The 24,772-nt window shown below is 35.5% G+C and carries 22 protein-coding genes and 1 other annotated feature; of the genes, 19 read left to right on the top strand and 3 right to left on the bottom strand.

Features of this window, described 5'->3' with window-relative positions; genetic code table 11:
- The first annotated feature begins 34 nt into the window (after positions 1-34).
- The 18 genes from fabF (at position 35) to J2Z26_RS02475 (ending at position 18,305) form a co-directional block, all read left to right on the top strand.
- Positions 35-1,273: a beta-ketoacyl-ACP synthase II gene (gene fabF, locus J2Z26_RS02395; protein WP_193537914.1), complete on the top strand. Its 1,239-nt coding sequence runs from the start codon at positions 35-37 to the stop codon at positions 1,271-1,273.
- Positions 1,274-1,427: 154 nt separating this feature from the next.
- Positions 1,428-1,799 carry an ABC transporter permease family protein gene (locus J2Z26_RS02400; protein ID WP_209794285.1) on the top strand — a complete coding sequence of 124 codons (372 nt, stop codon included), beginning with the start codon at positions 1,428-1,430 and terminating at the stop codon, positions 1,797-1,799.
- A 17-nt stretch (positions 1,800-1,816) separates the two neighbouring features.
- Positions 1,817-2,347, top strand: coding sequence for an ABC transporter permease subunit (locus tag J2Z26_RS02405; RefSeq protein ID WP_209794286.1), 531 nt, complete (start codon positions 1,817-1,819; stop codon positions 2,345-2,347).
- A 10-nt stretch (positions 2,348-2,357) separates the two neighbouring features.
- The gene (locus J2Z26_RS02410) at positions 2,358-3,248 is read left to right on the top strand and encodes an ABC transporter permease (RefSeq protein ID WP_193537917.1); all 891 of its coding nucleotides are present in this window, start codon (positions 2,358-2,360) and stop codon (positions 3,246-3,248) included.
- Between the two features lie 82 nt (positions 3,249-3,330).
- Positions 3,331-4,101 (top strand): DUF2268 domain-containing putative Zn-dependent protease, encoded by a 771-nt coding sequence (locus tag J2Z26_RS02415; protein ID WP_193537919.1) that lies wholly within the window; start codon positions 3,331-3,333, stop codon positions 4,099-4,101.
- 158 nt (positions 4,102-4,259) lie between these two features.
- A complete protein-coding gene (locus tag J2Z26_RS02420) occupies positions 4,260-4,868 on the top strand; it encodes a hypothetical protein (RefSeq protein ID WP_193537921.1) in 609 nt (202 codons plus the stop codon).
- A gap of 189 nt (positions 4,869-5,057) precedes the next feature.
- Positions 5,058-6,044: an ABC transporter ATP-binding protein gene (locus J2Z26_RS02425; RefSeq protein ID WP_319638080.1), complete on the top strand. Its 987-nt coding sequence runs from the start codon at positions 5,058-5,060 to the stop codon at positions 6,042-6,044.
- A gap of 5 nt (positions 6,045-6,049) precedes the next feature.
- Positions 6,050-7,036, top strand: a complete 987-nt coding sequence (locus J2Z26_RS02430) for an ABC transporter ATP-binding protein (RefSeq protein WP_193537925.1) — start codon at positions 6,050-6,052, stop codon at positions 7,034-7,036.
- An 87-nt stretch (positions 7,037-7,123) separates the two neighbouring features.
- Positions 7,124-8,857, top strand: coding sequence for an oligopeptide ABC transporter substrate-binding protein (gene opp4A / locus J2Z26_RS02435; RefSeq protein WP_193537927.1), 1,734 nt, complete (start codon positions 7,124-7,126; stop codon positions 8,855-8,857).
- A gap of 33 nt (positions 8,858-8,890) precedes the next feature.
- Positions 8,891-9,856, top strand: coding sequence for an oligopeptide ABC transporter permease (opp4B, locus tag J2Z26_RS02440; RefSeq protein WP_193537929.1), 966 nt, complete (start codon positions 8,891-8,893; stop codon positions 9,854-9,856).
- A 12-nt stretch (positions 9,857-9,868) separates the two neighbouring features.
- Positions 9,869-10,777 (top strand): oligopeptide ABC transporter permease, encoded by a 909-nt coding sequence (gene opp4C / locus J2Z26_RS02445; protein WP_193537931.1) that lies wholly within the window; start codon positions 9,869-9,871, stop codon positions 10,775-10,777.
- Between the two features lie 405 nt (positions 10,778-11,182).
- Positions 11,183-12,166 carry an ABC transporter ATP-binding protein gene (locus tag J2Z26_RS02450; protein WP_193537933.1) on the top strand — a complete coding sequence of 328 codons (984 nt, stop codon included), beginning with the start codon at positions 11,183-11,185 and terminating at the stop codon, positions 12,164-12,166.
- A complete protein-coding gene (locus J2Z26_RS02455) occupies positions 12,163-13,185 on the top strand; it encodes an ABC transporter ATP-binding protein (RefSeq protein WP_193537935.1) in 1,023 nt (340 codons plus the stop codon). Before J2Z26_RS02450 ends, J2Z26_RS02455 begins: the two co-directional genes overlap by 4 nt.
- A 114-nt stretch (positions 13,186-13,299) precedes the next feature.
- Positions 13,300-14,967 carry an ABC transporter substrate-binding protein gene (locus tag J2Z26_RS02460; RefSeq protein ID WP_193537937.1) on the top strand — a complete coding sequence of 556 codons (1,668 nt, stop codon included), beginning with the start codon at positions 13,300-13,302 and terminating at the stop codon, positions 14,965-14,967.
- Between the two features lie 162 nt (positions 14,968-15,129).
- Positions 15,130-16,080, top strand: coding sequence for an ABC transporter permease (locus J2Z26_RS02465; protein WP_193537939.1), 951 nt, complete (start codon positions 15,130-15,132; stop codon positions 16,078-16,080).
- A 17-nt stretch (positions 16,081-16,097) separates the two neighbouring features.
- Positions 16,098-17,015: an oligopeptide ABC transporter permease gene (opp4C, locus tag J2Z26_RS02470; protein WP_193537941.1), complete on the top strand. Its 918-nt coding sequence runs from the start codon at positions 16,098-16,100 to the stop codon at positions 17,013-17,015.
- Positions 17,016-17,198: 183 nt separating this feature from the next.
- Positions 17,199-17,405, top strand: a complete 207-nt coding sequence (locus J2Z26_RS22510; RefSeq protein WP_472924478.1) for a YuzI family membrane protein — start codon at positions 17,199-17,201, stop codon at positions 17,403-17,405.
- 147 nt (positions 17,406-17,552) lie between these two features.
- Positions 17,553-18,305, top strand: a complete 753-nt coding sequence (locus J2Z26_RS02475; RefSeq protein ID WP_193537943.1) for a YjbA family protein — start codon at positions 17,553-17,555, stop codon at positions 18,303-18,305.
- Positions 18,306-18,359: 54 nt separating this feature from the next.
- Here J2Z26_RS02475 and J2Z26_RS02480 read toward each other — a convergent pair whose 3' ends face one another.
- The 3 genes from J2Z26_RS02480 to J2Z26_RS02490 form a co-directional block, all read right to left on the bottom strand.
- Positions 18,360-20,498, bottom strand: a complete 2,139-nt coding sequence (locus J2Z26_RS02480; RefSeq protein ID WP_193537945.1) for a methyl-accepting chemotaxis protein — start codon at positions 20,496-20,498, stop codon at positions 18,360-18,362.
- Between the two features lie 120 nt (positions 20,499-20,618).
- Entirely contained in the window at positions 20,619-21,608 is a 990-nt protein-coding gene (gene trpS, locus J2Z26_RS02485; RefSeq protein ID WP_193537947.1) for a tryptophan--tRNA ligase, read from the bottom strand.
- Between the two features lie 113 nt (positions 21,609-21,721).
- Positions 21,722-21,965, bottom strand: a binding site (T-box leader).
- Positions 21,966-22,292: 327 nt separating this feature from the next.
- Positions 22,293-22,667 carry a DUF3899 domain-containing protein gene (locus J2Z26_RS02490; protein ID WP_193537949.1) on the bottom strand — a complete coding sequence of 125 codons (375 nt, stop codon included), beginning with the start codon at positions 22,665-22,667 and terminating at the stop codon, positions 22,293-22,295.
- 419 nt (positions 22,668-23,086) lie between these two features.
- Here J2Z26_RS02490 and J2Z26_RS02495 point away from each other — a divergent pair, with 419 nt between their 5' ends.
- A complete protein-coding gene (locus tag J2Z26_RS02495; protein ID WP_193537952.1) occupies positions 23,087-24,748 on the top strand; it encodes a peptide ABC transporter substrate-binding protein in 1,662 nt (553 codons plus the stop codon).
- Positions 24,749-24,772: the final 24 nt, after the last annotated feature.

The raw sequence follows: 24,772 nt of genomic DNA on the forward strand, positions 1-24,772 counted from the left end.
TAGTATATTTCAAACATAAGGAGTTGCGAAATAAATGACAAAAAAGCGCGTAGTTGTAACAGGTTTAGGAGCAGTTACTCCAATAGGAAATGATGTAGAAACAGCATGGCAAAATGCGATTAGTGGTGTTTCTGGTGTAGGACCATTAACAAGAGTAGAAATTGAAGGTTTACCTGCGAAAGTTGCTGCTGAATTAAAGGACTTTAATCCAGAAAACTATATGGACCGTAAAGAAGCGAGAAGGATGGACCGTTTTACACAATATGCACTTGCCTCTTCTTTCATGGCAGTAAAGGATGCAAACCTTACAATAAATGATGAAAACTCTGCAAGGGTTGGTGTATGGATAGGTTCTGGTATTGGTGGAATGGAAACACATGAAGAACAACATAAGATCTTTATGGAAAAGGGATATAGAAGGGTTAGTCCATTCTACGTTCCAATGATGATTCCAGATATGGCAGCGGGACAAGTCTCGATCGCGATTGGAGCGAGAGGGATAAATTCTTGTACAGTAACTGCTTGTGCTACAGGGACGAACTCAATTGGGGATGCCTTTAAAGTGATACAGCGTGGGGATGCAGATGTAATGGTAACTGGTGGAACGGAAGCCCCATTAACCAATATGGCGTTTGCAGGATTTACTTCAGCAAAAGCATTATCATTTAATCCTGATCCTAAAACTGCTAGTAGACCGTTTGATAAAAACCGAGATGGGTTCGTAATGGGTGAAGGTGCTGGTATCATTATCTTAGAAGAACTTGAGCATGCACTTGCACGTGGAGCGAGAATTTACGCTGAAATCGTAGGATATGGTTCAACAGGAGATGCATATCATATCACTCAACCGGCTCCTGGTGGTGAAGGTGGAGTTCGTGCAATGCGTCAGGCGATTGAAGATGGTGGCTTACAGCCTAATGATATTGATTACATTAATGCTCACGGCACTTCTACAGAATACAATGATAAGTTTGAGACATTAGCGATTAAAGAAGTATTTGGTCCACATGCAAATACGTTAGCGATTAGTTCTACAAAATCAATGACAGGTCACCTTTTAGGGGCGGCTGGTGGAATAGAAGCTATCTTTTCAATATTAGCTATTAAAGAGGGAATTGTTCCTCCAACAATTAATTATGAAACACCAGACCCTGAATGTGACTTGGACTACGTGCCTAATGTTGCTAGAAAAATGGAGGTACGTGCAGCACTTAGTAATTCTCTAGGTTTCGGTGGACATAATGCTACAATTATCTTTAAAAAATATGAATAATATCATTAAAAGGGTTGGCATTAGCCAACTCTTTTTTACAATCTGATAAAACCTTTGTAATATATTTGTAATAAAATTTCAAAATATATAGAAAAGTCGTAATACTTTGTGTTATTATTTTTTATAGTAAATAAATACCATATGGGGGTGGATAATGAGTATTACACAAAATATCATTAGAACAGTTTTACTGTATGTTGTTGTTTTAGCCGGACTAATAATGTTAGTCTTTTTTCCACGGGAAGCAGATATAGCAGTTAGTGGGAAGGCAATGACGATTGATTATGGGTATACATTTTCATGGGGGCAATACAAAGAGAATATTAGCGGGTGGCTTACTCATATTAGAGAGAATGGTAGTTTAGGAGATACTCGTTATAATAATGTAACAGTAGAGGACGAGTTAAAGCGTTACTTCCCAAATAGCTTAAAAATCATTGTATTAGCATTTGTTTTGAGTATCTTTGTAGGCATTGCAAAAGGGATCTTTGATTACAATAGTGCCAAAACGAAAAAAATATATTAGGTAACGGAACTACTTGGTTGTTTCAATCGATACCAGACTTTCTGATTGTCATCGTTATCCAATGGCTCGTCATTTTTATGTTTCCATCTGTAAAAATATTAAGTCAAGCGAATTGGTATAGCTTTGTCCTACCGGGTATTTTAGTAGCGATTTATCCGATGATGTATGTGTCTCGAATTACCTCAGCATCTATCGCTAGTCAAGAGGGTCTTCCTTATATCCAAGTTGCGAGGGCGAAGGGTTTTACAAAAAGAAGAGTAATGTATAAGCATATACTAAAGAATAGTATTGGAACAATCTTAGGTCATATAACATCATTAATGATTTATATACTATCGAATTTGTTAATTGTGGAATACCTTTTTGGATATGAAGGAATAGCTTATCGTCTATTTGTAGCAATGGGTATTACTAAAGCAATTGCTTTTGGTCGTGGACCAATCTATGAAGATGCTTTAATAGTTGGAATTGGAATTTGCTTTATGTTAACTATTACATTAGCCCAAGTTATTGGTTATTTGGCTAAGAAGCAATTGAAGCTGCAGTAGGAGGGATGAAATGAAAAACTATTATTTAGTAACAGGAATTGTAATGACAACCGTATTAGTAGTTTTTATGTTATTTGGCCCCCTGCTGCCATTCGTTGATTCGAGCTTGGAAGGGGAACGAGTAAAAATATTAGGGCAGGGCAACATTGTAACTGCTCCTTATGCACCTTCAAAGGAATATCTACTTGGATCGGACCGCGAAGGGAGAGATATTTTAAGTTTAATTGTAATGGGTACAAAGGATACTTTGTTACTTATTTTTTCAATAACTCTATTAAGGTACATAGTAGCAGTACCATTAGCTTTAGCAGGTTCAAAAAACAAAGGACCAGTTTCATGGCTTTTGAACTCATGGAACCAGTTGTTTTCTTCCCTCCCAGTCATATTTTCAGCAATCATTTTGGTAAACCTCCCATTTTTAGTCTTTAGTGAGAACAGGTTTTTCTGGTGCGTTGTAATTTTGGCTTTTATAGAGGTCGGAAGAGTTGGGTATATCCTACAACAACAAGCCCATACACTTTCTAAATCGCCTTTTGTTGAAGCTGGAATTACAATTGGGGTAAGCCCTTTAGGGATTTATTCAAGATATTATGTACCGAATTTACTGCCGGACATAATTGTAAACTTCTTTATTGATTTAGGTAGAGTAACTTTGTTAATAGGTCAATTAGGAATATTTAGTATATTTATAACACAGGAATTTGTTCAACTTAACTATGGGTCTGGAGAGATTATTAACACGAATATAAATTGGACTACATTATTAGGAGATCCACGTACAGATGTATTAAAAGCTGCTTGGATACCTCTATTCCCGGCACTTGCCATTACCTTTACAATCTTGACCTTCAATATATTAGGTGAAGGGCTAAGACAACACTTTAATCGTAAAACAGTCTAGGAAAATCTAGGCTGTTTTTTATTGGAACGAGAAAAGGTGAATTCACATAAGCATAAGTATTAAATGGTGTGGAGGTAGGAGAATGACGATTGTAAGAACAGACAAGTGGCTTGTAGATTTGTATGATAAACCTTTAGAGATTTGTGAAAGAATTAAATTTTCACAATCAGATGTATCTATAGAAGAAATTTATGATTACTTAATTATGAATGGAATGTATCGGCCTGTTAGAGGGGGTGAAGAGGTAGTAAAAAAATTAAGGGATAATAATGTGTGGAAAACCGTCTATATGGAAGAAAAAAAGCTAAAAAAAGAATGGGATGGACCAACGATTCCAATTTACATTTTTCCATCTGATAGTAAAAATAGCCAAATAAGTAATGAGTATAATGGAAAGTCTGGGTTAGCCTTCAAAGATAAACTATTTTTATTTTTATCAAATAAAAATACTGACAATGAAATTAAGGCACTGTTTACACATGAATACAATCATATTTGTCGGTTAAAAAAATGTAAGAAGAAAGAAAGTGATTACACCCTAGGAGACACGATTATTTTAGAAGGTCTAGCTGAGTGTGCTGTAAAGGAACGTTTTGGTGAAGAATATCTTGCCCCATATCTTAGGTATTACTCAGAAACTCAGCTGGAGGAGATGTGGAATACTATAATAAAACGGAATGCTTCTATTAAGAAGTCATCAAAGGAACATAACCGCTTCTTGTATGGACAAAAATTATTACCAAAGATGATAGGATATTGTGTAGGATATCATTTAGTGAATAAATTAATGACAGAACAAAGAGCGAGCATAAAGGAATTACTAGGCTTTAATACAGAAGAATTTATTAAATAAGATGTTACCAAGACTCTGATGTAGATTAGGGTCTTTTTTTAATGAATGTAAATTACTAATAAAATTTGTATTGAATTAGTAATGAATTTGTAATATTATTACACTTGTGTGACTGACAGTTAATTCCCAAATAAATGGAAGGGGTGAAATCGAACATAATGGCAAGCTATACGGTAACAAATAAAAAAAGAAACATGGACAGCATTCAGTTTCAGGTAACATTGATTGTCATTTCTTTCTTATCTAGTATCTTTGTTCCTTTTATCATCCTGTATCCAATCCAAGAGATTTTATTTAAACCACAAAGTGTATGGTATTTTGAAGCTCCTTTTAGTGCATATGTGATATTTATGGCAGCAATCTTAGTAACCGCTATCATTTTACTAATTAATGTACTATCTGAACCGAAAACGAAGATGAAGAACATGCTGAAATTAGGAATTACTTTTACCTCCTTAATTACTGTAGTGATTGTAATAGGACTTTGTCTATTTAATTATGAATATATGAATTCCCAGGGTATTTATAAGAATAAATTTTTTAGTTTAGAAGAGGAGTTTATAGGATGGAACGAAATCACAGAAGCTAAACAAATTTTTGTGAAAAAAGATGGAATCACTAAAGATGATAAATTTTACTTTACTCTTCAGGATGGAACCATCTTAGAAATGGATATATCTAGTAAAGTTAAAAAGAATAAAAGGTATATACGACAATACTTAAAGAAAAATAAGGTAATTATTGAAAATGTCTACCCAAACGAATGATATTTTGATATAGTAATGACAATATAACTTTTTATACTGAATTATTTAAAAAGACTGAAAATTATTAAATTTTACTATAATATTGCAATTATAAAATAATTATATTATTATTGTAAAAAAAGGAATTGTCGAAAAATTGTATATTTGATCGATTAATTTAATGTTAAAGGTGTGATTGACTTGAATTCAATGCTTGAAGTGAAAGACCTAAAGACAGGATTCGATATAGACGGAGATTTTTATCATGCGGTTGATGGAGTATCGTTTTCGGTAAAGCCTCGCCAAATTGTCGGAATAGTTGGTGAATCTGGTTGTGGTAAAAGTGTAATGTCACTTTCTATTATGAAGCTTCTACCTAAAGGGATCGGAAGAATTGCTGGTGGTGAAGTAGTATTCCAAGGAAAGAACATTGAGAGTTTATCAGAAAATGAGATGAATAGCATCCGAGGTAAAGATATTAGTATGATCTTCCAGGAGCCGATGACTTCCTTAAATCCAGTTTTCACAATTGGATTCCAGTTAGAAGAAATCATGCTAAATCATATGAACATATCTAAAAAGGAAGTTAGAGAACGTGCGATTACTCTTCTACAGAGTGTTGGAATCTCTAGACCTGAGAAAATTGTAGATGAGTATCCTCACCAATTGTCAGGTGGAATGAGACAAAGGGTTATGATTGCAATTGCAATCGCCTGTCAACCAAAGCTATTAATTGCTGATGAGCCAACAACTGCTCTTGATGTAACGGTACAAGCCCAAATACTTGAGTTGCTAAAGAGTATTCAAGAAAAGAACGATATGTCAATCATTCTAATCACTCATGATCTTGGTGTTGTAGCTGAAATGTGTGATGAGGTTATTGTTATGTACGCTGGGAAAATAGTTGAGCGCACAAACGTAGATAACCTATTCCACAACCCACAGCATCCTTACACTAAATTATTAATGGCTTCTATTCCAAGAATGGATGAAGTAGTTGAAGAATTAGCAACAATTAAAGGGATTGTACCATCCTTGAAAAATATGCCACAAGTTGGCTGTCGATTTGTTGATAGATGTCCTTCTGCAACAGCGGAATGTAGAACTGTTACTCCTAAGCTAGCTGAAGTAGAGAGTGGACATGAGGTATCGTGCTTACTTTATGAAAGCAGTTATCCTAAAGAGAGTGTGAGGTAAAACAAATGAGTAATACAACACTTAATGAAAAAGAAAATTTATTAGAAGTTAAAAATTTAAAAACCTACTATCCTATTAAAGGTGGTTTCTTTAGAAAAACAGTAGCACATGTAAAAGCAGTGGATGATGTATCTCTTGAAATTAAAAATGGGGAAACGTTAGGACTTGTAGGTGAGTCAGGCTGTGGTAAGTCTACAACCGGTAGAACGATTATGAGACTACTAGAACCAACAGATGGTCAAATCTTATTTGATGGTAAAGATATCACTGAATTAAGAGGGAAATCATTAAGAGACATCAGAAAAGATATCCAAATGGTATTCCAGGATCCATATGCATCTTTAAATCCAATGCAAATGGTTGGAGATATTGTTTCTGAGCCAATTATGAACTTTACAAATAAGTCGTTAAAGTCACTAAAAGATGAAGTAATGGAGCTTCTTAAAAAGGTAGGATTACCTGAAGATGCCTATTATAAATATGCACATGAATTCTCCGGTGGACAAAGACAACGTATAGGTATTGCTCGTGCGTTAGCTCTTAGACCAAAGCTAATAATAGCGGATGAGCCAGTATCTGCACTTGATGTATCGGTGCAATCACAAGTACTTAACCTGTTAAAAGAGTTACAAGATGAGTTCGATTTAACTTTCCTTTTCATTGCACATGATTTAAGTGTTGTTAAACACATGAGTGATCGAATTGGAGTTATGTATCTAGGTAATATCGTTGAAATCGCTGAAAAGGCAAGTATCTATGATGAACCTTTACATCCTTATACACAGGCCTTAATTTCTGCGATACCAGTTCCTGACCCAAGAAAGAAAAGCCAGCGTATTATTTTAGAGGGGGATGTTCCAAGCCCGGCAAATCCGCCAAGTGGCTGCCCATTCCACCCACGCTGCCCACAAGCTATAGCTGAATGTTCAGCATCGAAACCTCAATTAAAGGAGGTGAAGCCAGGGCATAGAGTCGCTTGTCACTTATATTAAGCAAGAACACTTAAATGATGGTTTTTCTTTTGAAATGTTTAACATTTCAAAATTAAAATAAATATACAAAAAAATGGGGGTAAACAAATGAAGAAGTCAACATTATGGGCTCTAGTTCTAGTACTAGTTATGTCTATGTTCCTTGCTGCTTGTAGCGGCGGTAACGATACTACTAAGCCAACTGAGCCAAAAGAAGAAGAAAAAGACAATGCAACAACTGATTCAAACGAGCCTAAAGAAGGCGGAATTGTAACTTTCGCAACTGACGCTGCTCCAGAGGGTGTATATGACCCTGCTTACGCTGGTAGTGCAGTTGACAGCGATATTCAAGGATTTATGACTGAGAGCATCTACGGTGTAGATGGAAACTTAGAGTATGTACCAAATATCGCTACTTGGGAAATTAGCGAAGATTTATTAACATACACTTTCACTTTTGAAAAAGGTGTAAAATGGCACAATGGTGAAGAAGTGACTGCTGAAGACTATGCATTCGCTTTAGAAACAATTGCGCACCCAGACTATGATGGTCCTCGTTTCAACATGGTTGAGCATGTTAAAGGTGCTACAGAAAAGAAAGATGGAAAAGCTGATACGATTTCAGGTGTTGAAGTTGTAGATTCACACACTGTTAAAATCACTTTCTCAGAAGTTAAAATCAACAACCTAGAAAACCTTTGGTCTACTCCAATGCCTAAAAAGCACTATGAAGGTGTTGCTGTAGCTGATTTAGGAGAGTCTCCACAAGTTCGTGAAAACCCAGTTGGTTTCGGACCTTTCAAAGTTAAAAAGGTTGTAGCTGGTGAGTACACTGAATTAGAGCGTTTTGATGAGTACTGGCAAGGTAAGCCACTTCTTGATGGTGTTATCGTTAAAGTTATCGATCCATCTCTAGCAACTGGTGCTTTCCAAAATGGTGAAATTGATATCATGGGTATCAGACCACAAGCTGTTAAAGAATTAAATGCATTACCAAACGTACGTGTTGAAGAAACAACTGGTGTTGTATACTCATACATCGCTTTACGTTTCGGTCACCGTGACCAAGCAACTCGTAAAAACGTAGCAGATTTTGATAAATTCCAATCTAAAGAATTACGTCAAGCGTTAGTATATGCTATCAACCGTCCAGCGATGATTGATGCATTCTTAGAAGGTAAAGCTGCAGTAGCTAACACTCCAATTCCAAAAGCGTTCTGGATTGCTGCTGATGAGTCAGAGTTAAATCAATATGAGTACAGCCAAGAAAAAGCAAAAGAATTATTAGCAACAGCTGGTTATGTAGACGTTGATGGTGATGGTTTTGTTGAAGATCCACAAGGTCAACCATTCAAAATTTCATTCGGTCACTATGCTGGACCAGCAGTATTCGAAGGTCGTTCTCAAGCAATTATTCAAAGCTGGAATGATATCGGTGTTAAAACTGAATTAGCAACTGGTTCATTAGTAGAGTTTAACCTTTACAATGAAATGAAAGACAATGACGATGCAGCATTAGAAGCATTCTTCGGTTCTTGGAGCACTGGTGCAGATCCAGATCCAACTGGCCTATGGGGTAACGACTCTGAGTGGAACTATGGTCGTTGGGTAGACGCTGAAAACGCGCGCTTACTTGCTGAAGGTTTAAGTGAAAAAGCATTTGACAAAGACTACCGTAAACAAGTTTATGTTGAGTGGCAAAAATACTTCAACGAGCAAATGCCTGCTATCCCACTTTGGGAAAACATGGATCTTTATGGAATCAACAACCGTGTTCAAGGTGTAACTGTAAATGCGATTGGATTCCAAGATGATGTTTACAAGTGGTATGTAACTGAGTAGTAGTTATAATTTTACTAGATAAGGAGAATTCACATGCTTCAATACTCGCTACGAAGAATACTTAGCATGATTCCATTATTACTCCTTATCTCCCTAGTGGTATTCTCCCTGGCAAAAATGATGCCAGGGGATCCATTTGCGGGAGAAATTGATCCATCGAATACAAACCCAAAGTATATTGAAGAAATGAGAGAAAAGCTTGGTTATAATGACCCGATTCTCGTTCAATATGGAAGATGGATTACTAAATTTGTTCAAGGTGATTTTGGAAAATCAACAGTTTATAAAAAGCCTGCAGCTGAATTAATAGCAGATCGAATACCAAATACGTTATTGTTAGCTATTACAGCCTTAGTTTTAACGTATGTCATTTCATTTTTTATGGGTATGTATGCAGGAAGAAAACCTTACACTATAGGAGATAACCTCATTGCGGGTTACAACTATATTGCACTAGCAATCCCTTCATTTGTTGCTGCAATTCTAGCAATCTACTTTTTCTCATTCCAGCTTAATTGGTTCCCATTTAGTGGATCAGTGAAAATTGGTTTAGAAGAAGGAACGATGGAGTATTACTTAAGTAAAATGCACCATGTGTTATTACCTGCTTTAGTATTAGGACTTATGAGTTCTGCTTCTTATACACAATTCTTACGTAATGACATTATTGAAAACAGCCGTAAAGACTTTGTAAGAACGGCAAGAGCAAAAGGAACAAAAGAGTCAAAAATTTACAACAAGCATATACTTAGAAACTCAGTTATACCTTTAGTTACATTCCTTGGATTTGACATTGCTGCTTTAATCAGTGGTGCAGTTATTACTGAAACGATTTTTACTTATCCGGGAATTGGTCAACTCTTTTTAGAATCAGTAACTAGAAGAGATTATGCAGTAATGATGTCGATAACAATGTTACTTTCATTTTTATCACTTTTTGGAAATTTAATTGCAGACTTAGTATATGGATTAGTAGATCCACGTATTAGACTAGATTAAGGAGGGCAAATCATGGAAGTTGTTACAAAACCTAATACACCAACACCGAAAAATGTCGCTAAAAGTCCCTCCCCATGGGTGATAGCAAGAAGAAAGTTCGTTAAAAATAAATTAGCAATGATTAGTTTAATATTTTTAGTTGTAGTAACAATTCTTTCTTTTTTAGCTCCGTATATAACAACAAAAGATATCATAAGGGTAGACTTTATGAATATCAGTAAGGAACCATCTGCTGCGAACTGGCTTGGAACAGATACGAACGGAAGAGATGTATTTACTAGAATGCTTTATGCAGGTAAATCTTCTTTAACAGTTGGTTTAGCATGTATGTTCTTTATCACTTTAATTGGTACAACTGTCGGATCGATTGCAGGTTATTTTGGTGGTAAGGTTGACCAGTTATTAATGCGATTTGTAGATTTTATTTTAAACTTTCCATTCTTAGTCTTCGTAATTGTTTTAAATACGATCTTAGTTGGAAAAGTTTCGGGTTTATGGACGTTGATTGGTGTTATCTGTCTACTAAGCTGGGGTGGAGTAGCACGTATCGTACGTAGTAGAATACTTGCAGAGAAAGAGAATGAATATATTCTTGCTGCTGAATCAATTGGCTGTAGACCATCTAAAGTTATTATCAAACATTTATTGCCTAACGTAGCTTCTACTATAATCGTTCAAGCGACACTACTTATGGCAGTTATGATTGTTGCTGAATCAGCACTAAGTTTCTTAGGCTTCGGTGTACCAGTTGACACACCAAGTTGGGGTAATATGTTAGCTGAAGCACGTGATTCAGATGTTTTAAGAAACAAAACATGGATGTGGGTTCCACCAGCGGTAGCTATTACTTTAGTTATTCTATCAATTAACTTTATTGGTGAAGGATTAAAGGATGCAATGAATCCTAAATCAAGAAGATAAACAAGATCTATCACTTAATGTGATGGATCTTTTTTTTGTGCTCTAAAAAGAATGAATTCTAACTAATTAGCATAAGAATGTTTTAGTTTTGTTGTAAATTACTAACTATAATTCTAAAAATATTCTAACAATATTACAAAAAGTGCTTGTCGAACCTTAAAGTAATTTGTTATTATGTATAAGACTTAAAGAAGTCAGAAATAAAAAATAATTAATACAATTTTAAAAATTAACTTGTATTTGTAATCTTATTGTAATAAAATACAGTTAATATTATTTTCAGATAATTTGGTATCTTAAGTACACAATAATAATTCAGATTATTATGAATTATAAAATGGTACTAAAGTTGCATTAGGTACTGACTGGTATCTACGTCGATGGAAAAGGATGGTGACAGAATAAATGTCTGCATTACTAGAGGTAAAGAATTTAAAAACACACTTCTTTAAAAAGAAAACAGTTATTCCAGCTGTAGATGGTGTGGATTTAAAAATCAATAAAGGTGAAACTGTTGCGCTTGTTGGGGAATCTGGATCTGGAAAAAGTATAACTTCACTTTCAATTATGCGTCTTGTTCCGACTCCTCCGGGTAAAATAGTAGATGGTGAAATTTACCTAGATGGTAAAGAATTAGTAAGTATGTCAGAAAACGATATGTGTAAAATTCGTGGAAATGAAATATCAATGATTTTCCAAGAACCAATGACATCTTTAAACCCTGTACTTACCATTGGAGAGCAAATCACTGAAATACTAACATATCACCAGAAAATGACTAAAAATGAAGCAAATAAAAAAGCAATCGAATTGCTTGAAATGGTTGGCTTTTCGAGAGCTGCTGAACTGATAAATGATTTCCCACACCGACTATCAGGTGGGATGAGACAAAGGGTTATGATTGCAATGGCGATGAGCTGTAATCCAAAATTGCTTATTGCAGACGAGCCCACAACTGCCCTTGATGTTACAATTCAGGCACAAATACTAGATTTAATGAAAGAAGTAAGTAAAAAGTTCGATACTTCTATTCTATTAATTACTCATGATCTTGGAGTAGTTTCAGAGATTGCAGAAAGAGTAGTAGTAATGTATGGTGGTCAAGTTGTTGAAGAAGCATCAGTAGATGATCTTTTTGATGAACCATTCCACCCGTATACAGAAGGACTAATGGCATCTATTCCTGCAATTGACGGAGAGATTACACGTTTACAATCAATTGAAGGAAACGTTCCTTCTCCGGAGAACATGCCTATAGGCTGTAGATTCGCTCCTAGATGTGTAAAAGCATTTGACCGTTGTCATTCAGAATTACCACAACTAAAACAGGTTAATGGACAGCGCTCAGTAAGGTGCTTTTTATACGATAGTGAGGAGGCAGGGGCATGATTTCAACTACAAACTTAGAATCTGAGAAATTAGTAATCGATAACGATCAAACTGCAATTCTTGAATTACAAGATGTAAAGAAACACTTCCCTATAAAGGCAGGATTACTTCAAAGAACCGTAGGACAGGTAAAGGCTGTTGACGGCATAAACCTAAAACTTTATAAGGGTGAGACGCTAGGTATTGTTGGTGAATCAGGCTGTGGTAAATCTACTGCTGGTAGAACAATTATACGACTCTATGAACCTACAGAAGGAAAGATACTTTTTAAAGGCAAAGATATATCACATATGTCTGAAAATCAGCTTCGTAAAGAAGTAAGAAAAGATATCCAAATGATCTTTCAAGATCCATTTGCAACATTAAATCCGAGAAAAACGTTACGTTCAATCATTAGTGAACCAATGATTACACACAATTTATACAGTGGTAAAGAACGTGAAGAAAAAGTTAAGGAATTACTAGATACAGTTGGGCTAAATTCTTCATTTATCAACCGTTATCCACATGAGTTCTCTGGTGGTCAACGTCAAAGAATTGGAATTGCAAGAGCACTAGCACTAAAACCTGAATTAATTATTGCAGACGAAGCAGTATCAGCCCTAGATGTATCGATACAAGCCCAGATCATAAACTTAATGCAGGATTTACAAAAAGATTTTGGATTGACGTATATTTTTATCTCTCATGACCTTAGTGTTGTTCGTCACATTAGTGACCGCGTGGGTGTAATGTACTTAGGTAAAATGATGGAATTAGCAGGAAAGGATAGTTTATACGCAAATCCTCTCCATCCATATACACAAGCACTACTATCAGCAGTACCTGTTACTAGGAAAAAAGGTGCGGTTAAGAGGGAAAGAATTGTTCTTAAGGGTGAATTACCTAGCCCGTCTAACCCACCAGCTGGTTGTGTATTTCATACAAGATGTCCAGCTGCTACAGATATTTGTCGTCAAGCAGTCCCTGAGTTTAAAGAAGTGGAAAATGATCATTATGTAGCCTGCCATCTTTACTAAGAAGATGGTAGTGCATAAGATAAATTTCACTTGAAAGGGGTGATGGAAGGAAGATATTGCTTTAAAAGTGTCTTAAGTAATCTAATAATTCAAAAAACGATAGGGGGAAATGAAATGAAGCTTAAAAAGTCAGCTTGGCTACTATTATGTTTAACTTTAGTAATGTCATTATTCTTAGCTGCTTGTTCTGGTGATTCAACAGCACCAGCTGAAACACCGAAAGAAGAAAAACCAAAAGAGGAAACTCCAAAAGAGGAACCTAAAGATACTAACGAACCACAATTCGGTGGAGATCTTATCGTAGGATCAATTGGTTCTCCTACATTATTCAACTCGTTATATTCTTCAGACAATTCAAGTGGTGAAATTGAAGGTTTCATCTATAATGGATTAGTTGGTGGGGATACTGAATTCAATCCAGTTAACGACTTAGCATCAGACGTTCAAATGTCTGAAGATGGCTTAACATGGACAATTAAACTTCGTGACGATGTAAAATGGCATGACGGTGAACAGTTTAATGCTGATGACGTTGTATTCACTTACAATGTACCATTACATGAAGACTATGATGGTCCTCGTAAATCAGCGTTCGAAGGTATTGAGAGTATCACTAAAGTAAGTGATTATGAAATTGTAATTAAACTTTCTAAAATTGATGCAACATTCGGCACAACTGGTTTAAGCTATGGTATCTTACCTGAGCATATCTTAGGAGCTGTACCTGTTGCAGAACTAGGTGAGCATGAATTCAACACAAAATCTCCTATCGGTACTGGTCCATTCAAATTTGCTGAGTGGAAAGATGGAGAGTATGTTAAAGTTGTTGCTAACGAAGACTACTATGAAGGTCGTCCTTACTTAGACTCTATCACTTATAAAATTGTTCCTGACCAAAATGCTTTACTTGCTCAGTTACAAGCTGGTGACGTTCACTACATTAACGTACCAGGAACTGATTTAGAAACAGTTAAAGAATTCCCTGGAATCAAGATTCAATCTGGTTTAGCTCTTTCTTATACTTACTTTGGAGTTAACCAATTACAAGATCGCTTTAAAGATGTAAGAGTACGTCAAGCATTCACTCATGCTCTTGACCGTGAAGGTATTGTTGAAGCTGTAATGAACGGTGATGGTGAAGTTGCACACGTTCCAGAATCACCATTATCATGGGCTTACAGTGATGATGTAACTAAGTTTGAATACAATCCAGAAAAAGCAAAACAACTTCTTGCTGAAGCTGGTTGGACAGATACTGACGGAGATGGCTGGTTAGATAAAGACGGAGAAAAATTATCTTTCACTGTGAAAACAAACCAAGGTAACAAAATCCGTGAAGATATTGCTGTAGTTTTACAACAACAATTTAAAGAAATCGGTGTTGAAGCTATTCCTCAAATCGTTGAGTGGAGCGCATTCATCGAGCAAGTTACTGCACCAAACTGGGATTACGATGCTATGATTTTAGGTTGGGCATTATCAACATTCCCTGACCTATACGATATTTTCCACAGCAGTCAAATGGAGCAAGGCTTAAACTTCACTCATTGGGATAATGCTGAAGCTAGTAAGCTAATGGAAGATGCTAGACAAATTCTAGATCGCGATGAGTACAAAAAAGCTTACGCACAAATTTATAAGATCGTATCAGAAGAACAACCATATACTTTCTTATACTATCCAAATGCACACTATGCAATGCCTGAGAACTTAGAAGGAAAAGAGTTCCATGCTAGAGCTGCTTTCTATGACATTAACAAATGGTGGTTCAAAACTGAATAATTTCTATTGATTATTCAAGAAACAATAGAAGTAGAGGGGGAGGGGGGTTTCCCTTCCCTCTTTAATTAATTTTGAAAGTAAAACTAGAATAAATCGCTGATTTTTTTTAGTTACAACATACATTAAGGAATTACTAAACTAGAGCTTAAAGGAGAATTAGCTATGGTAACATATATCATTCGCCGTATAATAATGGCTATTCCCTTATTAATAGGAATTACCATACTGTCTTTTGCTATTGTAAAAATGGCACCAGGTGGCGCAACTACCTTATTAATGGATCCGAATATTAAGCCAGCTGATTTAGAGAAGTTTTATGAAAAATATGGTTTAAATGATCCAATTCATATTCAATATGGAAAATGGTTAGGAAATATGGTTCAAGGTGATTTCGGTACATCTCTTGTTCGTAAAGGTACACCAGTTAGTGAAATGATTTTGAATCGATTACCTAATACCCTATTGTTAATGGGAGTATCAACCATTTTAGCGATTATCATTTCAATCCCTTTTGGGGTTTTATCTGCAACAAAGCCATACTCTAAAACGGATTATACCGTTACAGTAACCTCCTTTTTGGGTCTAGCCACACCAAACTTTTGGCTAGGATTAGTTCTAATTATGTTCTTTTCAGTGAAACTTGGCTGGTTTCCAACAGGTGGCACCCAGACTTTAAATGCTCCTTTTAGTATCTGGGATAGACTACATCACTTGGTACTCCCAGCATTCGTTCTTGCAACAGCCGATATGGCAGGTCTTACCCGATTTACTCGTACAAGTATGTTAGAAGTAGTAAAGCAAGACTATATGAGAACTGCACGTGCAAAGGGTTTTAAGGCTACAAAAGTTATCTACAAACATGGATTACGTAATGGGTTAATCCCAGTCATAACAATTTTCGGATTAATGCTACCAGGCTTTATTGGTGGGTCTGTTATTGTAGAATCGGTATTTGGTTGGCCAGGAATCGGAAAGCTATTTATTGACTCTGCGTTCCAACGTGACTATCCGGTTATTATGGCATTAACAGTTATCTCTGCAGTATTTGTAGTAATTGGAAATCTTATGGCGGACATTTTATATGCAATCTTTGATCCGCGGATTGAGTATTAAGAAGGGGGAAGTTTTTGATGTCACAAACTAATCTTACACCTAAAACTTCTAACGATGCTGCGTTAATCCATGCGGTTAGTAAAAAGCCAGACACGATGACAAAAATTATATTTTCTAAGTTTATGAAAAATAAGTTAGCGGTCATTGGTGGAATCTTTTTATTATTAATAATTGGTGCTGCTGTATTTGCTCCAGTATTAGCACCGTATTCGTTCGAAGAACAAAGATTACTAGATAAATTAAAGCCACCTAGTAAGGAATACTTACTTGGAGCTGATAAGTTCGGTCGTGATATATTAACTCGTCTACTTTATGGTGCGAGAGTATCACTATTAGTAGGATTTGCATCTGTATTTGGTGCAATTACTATTGGTACAATTATCGGATCTTTAGCTGGATATTTTGGAGGCATCATTGATGCGATATTAATGAGATTTGTTGATATTATTATATCAATTCCTCAGCTTTTCCTTTTAATTACTTTAGTTACAATTTTCCAACCTGGTGTTGATAAACTAATTCTTATCTTTGCTTTAACAAGTTGGACAACAACAGCACGTTTAGTTCGTGGGGAATTCCTATCTTTAAGAACACGTGAATTCGTTCTGGCGTCTAGAACGATTGGAACAAGAGCTTATAAAATTATCTTCTCTCATATACTACCAAATGCACTTGGTCCGATTATCGTTGCTGCAACATTACAGGTAGGTGGAGTAATCCTAGCCGAATCAGCTTTAAGTTATCTAGGATTAGGTATTCAACCACCAACTCCAAGCTGGGGAAATATGCTACAGGATGCACAGAACTTTACAATCATGTTAAAAGCATGGTGGTATCCGTTATTCCCGGGATTACTGATTTTATTTACTGTATTATGTTTTAACTTTGTTGGTGATGGTCTACGAGATGCACTTGATCCAAAAGTTAACGATTAGAAAAAGTCAAGAGCCGATCTTGGCTTTTTCTTTTTGTTCAATTTCAATAATTTCATTCAATATTGAGTGTTACTCCGATTCGTTAGAACATATAGTGTAGTAAGTGGACAAGGTGGGGGAGATAATGGATGAGTAATTATAATCATCTATCATGTGTAGTTGGTGTTTTTTATGATTTTTAGGATGTTTGTTTTTTTGTTGGGATTTGGACTAGCTATTGCAGGGGGAATTAGTGCAATAGCTTATTTAAACTTATTAACAACAGGGCATGCATTTACAGAATACATTCATTTCATTTCTCATAGGCCTGAATTTTACTTACTTCCCATAGGTTTCGTTTTAATTTGGACAAGTGTTTATGTACCATTCAAACGTAATAGCCACAAATAGACTTTGAACGATATAATGATGTTTCTAGAAATTTATAAAAGATACAATATTAAAAAAGATCCTTTTACAATTTAAGAAGAATATGGAATAAAAACTTTTCTTTCTGCCTATACTGTTGACAAACAGTTGTGAAGTGAGGGGTAGAACATGTTGTATCTTCATGATATTTGGGTAAATTGGTTTGAAGGTGAAGAGAACGGTTATAATGTTTGTCACTTCCACGAGTGGCGTAAAGATGATAGTGTTGAACTTCTAGATCAAGTCCCTTTACTTAAGGTAGATTCTCTTTTATTCGACTATATTGAGAATGATTTAATGGAATTACCGCAACAGCTCTTAGGTGATATTTTTCAAAAAGCATATGTACGAAAAAATCATGAACGGATTCAACTAGATTATTGTTTCGTAGTAACCGATGGACAAGGTATTTTAGCTGTTGATACAATCGGGTATAATATCCCGATCCGTAAGAGTCGCTTGATACCAAGACAAGAGCAGCTCGTATACGATATGGTGAGTGAACAAGAATCAATTCCATATAGCTTTGACCATATTCGTACGTCTACTGAAAAGGAATATCACATTCTATCGCCTTCACCAGATGAAATGAAGGGGTTAACCAGAAAAGAAAGACAACTTAAACAGCTATTGTTTATGGCTCTTGATCAATTACAATCAACAAAAAATGCTGCGGAGATTCGCTATTGGTATACGGAATGGAATCCAAAGAAATATGAACCTATTCAAACAATGACTTTCGAAGAAGTTTGGCAGAATCTATACGAAGAAACAAGAAATGGTTGGTCTCCTAAACATATTCAATTATGTGAGAATTTAATTAAGGGACAGCCCTTTTTTGAAAAACTATGGGAATTAGAACAAGAAACAAAAGTAAATTAAACTGTACATAAGAAAAAGCAGTACCCTAGGATGGTAAGGGACTGCTTTTTTTATTTAATCTTCTAATTTAAAACGTTCAACTGATTTTTGTAAATCGGATGCCATATCTAATAAAGATTCTATGTGAGTGATTACTGAATTCATGTTACTAGATGTTTGTACTGATGCGGCTGCAACCTCTTCTGTGCTTGAAGTGGCATCGGTTGCTACATGAAGAGCCTCTTTAGACTTTTCTTGTATTTCTACAACATGCTCTGTTTGTTCTGATACTAGTTTATCCATTAATTCAACAGAACCAAGAACAGAATCCATTGATTTAATAATTTCAAGTAAAGCTTGCTTTGCTTGTTCAGCTGACAGGCTTTCTTCTTTTGCTTGTTTTATACTACTACTCATTTTTTCATTCACAATTGCTATTGACCCAACTACATTATTAATAATAGTTTCAACTTCATTTGATGCCGCTCTACTCGCTTGAGCAAGTTTTCGTACTTCATCTGCTACAACAGCAAAGCCTTTACCATGTTCACCTGCACGTGCCGCCTCTATACTAGCATTAAGTGCAAGTAGATTTGTCTGATCAGCAATTTCACGGGATGTTTGTACAATATTTCGTATTTGATTTGTACGATCTTCTAGTACTTTAACTTCATTAGCAGAGTCTGAAGTCGAGCTTGCCAGATTTTGAACACCGTTTATTAGACTATCAAGTATTTGTTGGTTAGAGGCTATTGTCTTTTGGGTAAATACAGCTGTCTGTATCACTTCAGACTTCTGTTCATCTAATTTAGTAGCAATATTTAATAGAGTTGTTATTTTCTCATCATTGCTTTGGCTAATCGCCACCTGATTCTCAGCACCAAATGCAATTTGCTCAATCGCAGCATTTATTTCTTGAGATGCTGCAGCTACGTCTTCTGCAGTTTCTTTTAAGCGTTGTGAGGTGTTAAAAGTTAAACTTGAGGCATTTTTCGTTTGCGTTACAATGCCTCTAAGGTTTGTAATCATACTATCAAATGATGTTGCAAGAGCACCGATTTCATCTTTCCGATGTATTTCAGTTAAAGTCGTTAAGTCTCCATTTGAAATACGATTTGAAGCAACTATTAGTTTATTAATAGGTGAAACTAATCTTCTAGAGAAGATAATCGAGAAGACTGTAACAGCAATAATTGATGCAAATATAATTAAATATATAATTCGTTGAATATCAGAAATAGCTGCAAAAGCAACCTTTGTAGGAGTTTCTACAAACACTGCAAGTCCTAGATTATGATCATACGTATATGAAGTAACTTGTTCATTGTTATTTTCATTTTTAAAGATTCCAGAACCATTTAATATTGAAGTTTCGGAGAAGTCTGTTTCTTCAATTTGACTTACCATTTGTTTGATTCCTTCATGAGCTAAAAGGTTTAAGAAGTTGCCTTCTGCATCAACTTGTTCATTGAGCCAACTTTTATCATTTGTTGATACTAAAGAACCATCCTTGGATACGATATACATTTTTTGTTCTGTACTTTGGTCAATGCCACTCGTAACTTCATTCCATAATGTATTCATATCTATATATGTACCAATAATACCAATTGGTCTATTTAATAAATCAGTAACAGAAACAGCTGTTTCAATATAATGCCTTGAGCCAATATAATTTTCACGTGATTCTACAGAACTAATATAAAGGTCATTCTCCATAACACTCGAATAAACTGCATCATCTTTACGATCACTAACAACTGACTTATAACCTTGACGCATCTGTTCCATGCCATCTTGACCTATATGATAAATGTCGAGGAACTTCTTATTTGATCCCCGCATTTTAGCGTAGCCATTACTAATTTCTTGATCTGACTTTTGTTTAAGAGAATCTGACATTAACTGTAATTCTTCAACCGTAGTATCTACATAGGTTTGGATGCTCTTGATCTGTGTTTCAGCAACCATAGTTGATTGTTGTCGAATACTTTGCTCCATGTTCTTTCCAATGTAAGGTGACACAATTGAACTAAGAATTACACCAAAAGCGGTAACAGAAATTATAAAAGCAATATTGATTTTAAAACCTATTGAATGTCTATTTAGATTTAGTTTAGGTTTAAAACCATTTCTTGATTTTTGTAGTTTCTGTAGCTTCCGGGAACTGAATAAAGCTTTGATTTTTTTAAGGAAATATTCTGACTTTTTCATATGTAACCCCCATCTTTCGAACTAGAATAAATTATACCACAGCTAGTTAGAAAGTTGGGGGAAATTGTCGAAATTATGTAGAAAAAGAGCGGGAATATTTACCCCAGCTCTGTTAAAATTCTATTTTCTTTTACGTCCAAGACCCATTGCCTTTTCCATTTTCTTTACCATTTTACTTGCAACTAAATTTGCCTTCCCGGCACCTTTGTCTAGAATCTCATCAAGTTCTGGAGAATTGATAATAGAATGGTACTTCTCTTGAATTGGAGTTAATTCTTCTATAACTACTTGTGCTAAATCTGATTTAAATTCTCCATAGCCTTTTCCTTCGTATTGTTGGACTAGCTCCTGAACGGATTTGTTTGTTAGGACTGAATAAATGGATAGTAAGTTTGAAATCCCTGGTTTGTTTTCTTTGTCAAACTGAACAATACCATCTGAATCTGTAACCGCACTCTTGATTTTCTTTTCAATTTGCTTTGGCGGATCTAACAGGGTGATAAATGCTTTCGTATTTGGATCTGATTTGCTCATTTTCTTTGTAGGCTCAGCTAGCGACATTACTCTTGCCCCATCCTTAGGGATTCTGGGCTCTGGAATTGTAAAGATATCATTATACTTCTTATTGAAGCGCTCACCAATATCACGGGTCAGTTCGATATGTTGTTTCTGATCTTCACCGACCGGTACGAGATCTGTATTGTAGAGGAGAATATCTCCAGCCATAAGTGGAGGATAGGTTAATAGCCCAGCAACTACAGCTTCCTTGCCTTGAGACTTATCCTTATATTGAGTCATTCTCTCAAGTTCACCGATATAAGCTACGCATTGTAACATCCATCCAGCCTGTGCATGAGCTGGAACCTCTGATTGAATAAATAGTGTTGATTTATCAGGGTCAATTCCAATTGCTAGATAAAGGGCTGCTAAGCTACGAATGTTTTTACGAAGTTCAGTAGGGTCTTGTGGTACTGTAATTGAGTGTTGATCTACAATACAAAAGTAACAGTTATAGTCTTTTTGAAGCTCTATAAATTGCTTCATAGCACCGATATAGTTCCCTAAAGTAACAGAACCACTTGGTTGAATTCCAGAAAAAATTGTTTTCATGTTTGTTTCTCTCCTTATTAATAATAAACATTTGAAGGTAGTTCTCCTGGTGTGAAGGGAACAACTTAATGGTCTTGAACATAATAAAAAACCACCCATCCCTAACTATAATAGTTAGGGACGAATGGTTACCGCGTTGCCACCCTAGTTATTTCATTTTTACATAAAAAATGAAATCTCTCTGACCCATTTTGCGAATGGGGCCTAAATAACGCTAAGCTTACGTCCTGACCTACTATCAATGTTCAGTCAGAATGCTCAAAAGTCCATTCCCCATCATCTCTATACCTGTTCCCACCAACCACAGGCTCTCTAAAATAGAAGAAAATGCGTACTACTCTTTATCAATGCATTTACGAATTAAATTATTGATAGTATATACAATTCCTGGCAGAAATGCAATCTAAATTTGTTTAATTGTATGGCTTTTTTTCGCAAGATTCGGAGGGATTAAAAAATAGTTTCTTTAAAGAGTGATTGGAACGAAAGACACTTGACTCCTGCGGGACGTAGAGGAAAGGTCGAGACCCCACAGACGGTACGTCGAGGAGGCTCGACTTCCTCCCCAATGGGAATCCGTTCTTGAAAAAGCCGGCAGTTGGGCTTTTTCATGATTCCCCGCGGAAAGCAAGTGTCTGCAGTAGAAAGGAACGGTCCAAGTTCAAATTAAAAAACATCTAGTTTTTACAAGTAGTAAAATAACAAACCAACTAACATGAGCACAAAAAGAATTAGTCCATTAAGAATAATAGGGGTTGTCTTCTTATATCTCAGCATTTCCGATGGAAGAGCCATTTGTTCTAAATCATCTTCCGCAAATACTTCAGTTCTAGAAAATTGCTTAGTAAAGCGTCTAAAACTATAAGTGATCCCATCAAAAAATCCACCTTTGGCTACAAATAGTAACAAATATAACAATATAAAGAAACTAGAGATGAAAAATGTAAAGTTGATAAAAGAAAGTAGAGAGACAGTTTGACTATACAAATAGGAGAGAAGACATATTACAAAGATTGAGATAATTACTAAGTATGATGTTTTTTTTAGTAATTGAATCATTTTATCACCATTCCCGTATTAGGATTTTGTCTTTAGCACAAGATAAGCATAAGCTATTTTCAAAAGGTATGTTATAGCTAATAGTATAGTAAAGGAAAAGTGAGGTGTAAAAGGTGTAAATTTTCGTAATATAATTAATTTTGGATGTTTATTGCTTTACTAATATAATTTATTTTAGGTAAAAGATACATAAATATCCATATAAAGTAATTATTTTGTATAATTTATGCAAAAAATCATAGACTAAACATAGGTATATAGTACTATTTTTAGTCATAAAACGCTTGTCTTAAAAGAGTTTCTAACATAAAAGACAAGTAAAATCCATGCATATTGGATAATAAGTATGTATAATGATTTATGTTGGTGTTTTCACCAAAGAGATTTTCTGAAATATTAAAATGGGGAGGAAATTACTTATGAACAGAGCAAAATTATTGCTATTGTTAGCATTCACACTTGTATTAAGTAGCTTTTTAGCTGCATGTGGTACAGCTGATGATGATGCTGGACAAGGTGGAGACGCTCCAAAAGAGGACGTAGCTCAAATACTTAACATTCTAGAAACGGCTGAAATTCCTACAATGGATACTGTTATGGGAACAGATGCTGTTGCGTTTAATGTAGCTAACCAAGTTTTTGAAGGTCTTTATAGATTAGATGAAAACAATGAAGCTACAGAAGGTATGGCAATTGACCATACTTTAAGTGAAGATGGAACTGTTTATACGTTTAATCTTCGTCAAGATGCAACATGGTCTAATGGAGACCCTGTTACAGCTAATGATTTCGTATTCGCTTGGAGACGTGCAGTTGATCCAGCAACTGGTTCAGAGTACGGTCCTTATATGATGAGTGGTGTAGTTGTAAATGCAACTCAAGTTGCTGAAGGTCAATTACCTCCAGATCAATTAGGTATTAAAGCAATTGATGACCATACTTTAGAGGTAACATTAGAACGTCCAGTTCCTTACTTTGATTCTTTGATGACGTTTCCTACATTCTATCCTCAAAATGAAAAGTTTGTAACAGAACAAGGCGATCAATACGCACTTGAAGCTGCAAACATGGTTTACAATGGTCCTTTTACTCTCTCAAGCTGGGAGCATGAAGTAGGCTGGACTATGACTAAAAATCCTGATTATTGGGATGCTGATGTTGTAAGTCTTGAAACAATTAATGTAAAAGTAGTTAAAGATCCTGCAACTTCTGCAAATCTTTACGACACTAATGCAGTTGATATCTCAGGAGCTTTATCTTCAGACTTTGTTGATAAATATAAAACACATGAAGATTTCATCAATTACGGAAATGCTGTTACTTTTTATTTTAAGTTTAACCAAACACGTAATCCTGCTTTAGCTAACGTAGATGTTCGTAAAGCGATCTCGATGGCAGTTGATGAGCAAGGTATTACAGATGTTATCCTTAACAATGGTTCAATTCCTGCAAATGGTTTAGTTCCTAGAAATTTTGTAATACACCCAGAAACAAAAGAAGACTTCCGTGAACACGGTGACTTTAATGCTTATAACGTAGAAGAAGCTAAAAAACATTGGCAACAAGCGTTAGATACTTTAGGTGTATCAGAAGTAACAATCGAAGTTCTTGGTGGAGACACTGAAACTTCAATTAAAATGCAAGATTTCATTAAAAACCAACTTGAAACAAATCTTGAAGGATTAACAATTAAACTTAAAAACGTACCATTTGCTCAACGTTTAGATCTTGATACTGCAATGGACTATGATGTTCAATTTGCTGGTTGGGGACCTGACTACCTAGATGCAATGTCATTTATGGACCTTTGGGTAACTGATGGTGGAAACAATAAAATGGGTTACTCAAATCCTGAGTATGACCGTTTAATCAAAGAAGCAAAAACAACTTTAGCAACTGATCCTGTGGCTCGCTTTGAAGCAATGCAGGAAGCAGAGCGTATTCTATTGGAAGAGGATGCTGCAATTGGACCATTATACCAACGCGGTACAGCTCAATTAATGCAAGAATACGTTAAAAATGTTTATATCCACCCATTTGGTCCAGATTATAGCTACAAATGGACAAAAATTGAGAAATAAATAAGATTAAGTGATTGATTAAAA

Origin of the sequence: Cytobacillus luteolus (assembly GCF_017873715.1) — a bacterium.
GTDB lineage: Bacteria > Bacillota > Bacilli > Bacillales > Bacillaceae_L > Bacillus_BV > Bacillus_BV luteola.

Excerpts from the sequence above, each read along its gene's own strand:
- J2Z26_RS02480 (WP_193537945.1), bottom strand. The coding sequence starts at position 20,498 with ATGAAAAAGTCAGAATATTTCCTTAAAAAAATCAAAGCTTTATTCAGT.
- opp4A (WP_193537927.1), top strand. The coding sequence starts at position 7,124 with ATGAAGAAGTCAACATTATGGGCTCTAGTTCTAGTACTAGTTATGTCT.
- fabF (WP_193537914.1), top strand. The coding sequence starts at position 35 with ATGACAAAAAAGCGCGTAGTTGTAACAGGTTTAGGAGCAGTTACTCCA.
- J2Z26_RS22510 (WP_472924478.1), top strand. The coding sequence starts at position 17,199 with ATGTTTGTTTTTTTGTTGGGATTTGGACTAGCTATTGCAGGGGGAATT.
- J2Z26_RS02455 (WP_193537935.1), top strand. The coding sequence starts at position 12,163 with ATGATTTCAACTACAAACTTAGAATCTGAGAAATTAGTAATCGATAAC.
- J2Z26_RS02495 (WP_193537952.1), top strand. The coding sequence starts at position 23,087 with ATGAACAGAGCAAAATTATTGCTATTGTTAGCATTCACACTTGTATTA.
- J2Z26_RS02400 (WP_209794285.1), top strand. The coding sequence starts at position 1,428 with ATGAGTATTACACAAAATATCATTAGAACAGTTTTACTGTATGTTGTT.
- opp4B (WP_193537929.1), top strand. The coding sequence starts at position 8,891 with ATGCTTCAATACTCGCTACGAAGAATACTTAGCATGATTCCATTATTA.
- J2Z26_RS02430 (WP_193537925.1), top strand. The coding sequence starts at position 6,050 with ATGAGTAATACAACACTTAATGAAAAAGAAAATTTATTAGAAGTTAAA.
- J2Z26_RS02475 (WP_193537943.1), top strand. The coding sequence starts at position 17,553 with ATGTTGTATCTTCATGATATTTGGGTAAATTGGTTTGAAGGTGAAGAG.
- trpS (WP_193537947.1), bottom strand. The coding sequence starts at position 21,608 with ATGAAAACAATTTTTTCTGGAATTCAACCAAGTGGTTCTGTTACTTTA.
- J2Z26_RS02465 (WP_193537939.1), top strand. The coding sequence starts at position 15,130 with ATGGTAACATATATCATTCGCCGTATAATAATGGCTATTCCCTTATTA.
- J2Z26_RS02490 (WP_193537949.1), bottom strand. The coding sequence starts at position 22,667 with ATGATTCAATTACTAAAAAAAACATCATACTTAGTAATTATCTCAATC.
- J2Z26_RS02415 (WP_193537919.1), top strand. The coding sequence starts at position 3,331 with ATGACGATTGTAAGAACAGACAAGTGGCTTGTAGATTTGTATGATAAA.
- J2Z26_RS02450 (WP_193537933.1), top strand. The coding sequence starts at position 11,183 with ATGTCTGCATTACTAGAGGTAAAGAATTTAAAAACACACTTCTTTAAA.
- J2Z26_RS02410 (WP_193537917.1), top strand. The coding sequence starts at position 2,358 with ATGAAAAACTATTATTTAGTAACAGGAATTGTAATGACAACCGTATTA.
- J2Z26_RS02420 (WP_193537921.1), top strand. The coding sequence starts at position 4,260 with ATGGCAAGCTATACGGTAACAAATAAAAAAAGAAACATGGACAGCATT.
- opp4C (WP_193537931.1), top strand. The coding sequence starts at position 9,869 with ATGGAAGTTGTTACAAAACCTAATACACCAACACCGAAAAATGTCGCT.
- J2Z26_RS02460 (WP_193537937.1), top strand. The coding sequence starts at position 13,300 with ATGAAGCTTAAAAAGTCAGCTTGGCTACTATTATGTTTAACTTTAGTA.
- opp4C (WP_193537941.1), top strand. The coding sequence starts at position 16,098 with ATGTCACAAACTAATCTTACACCTAAAACTTCTAACGATGCTGCGTTA.
- J2Z26_RS02425 (WP_319638080.1), top strand. The coding sequence starts at position 5,058 with ATGCTTGAAGTGAAAGACCTAAAGACAGGATTCGATATAGACGGAGAT.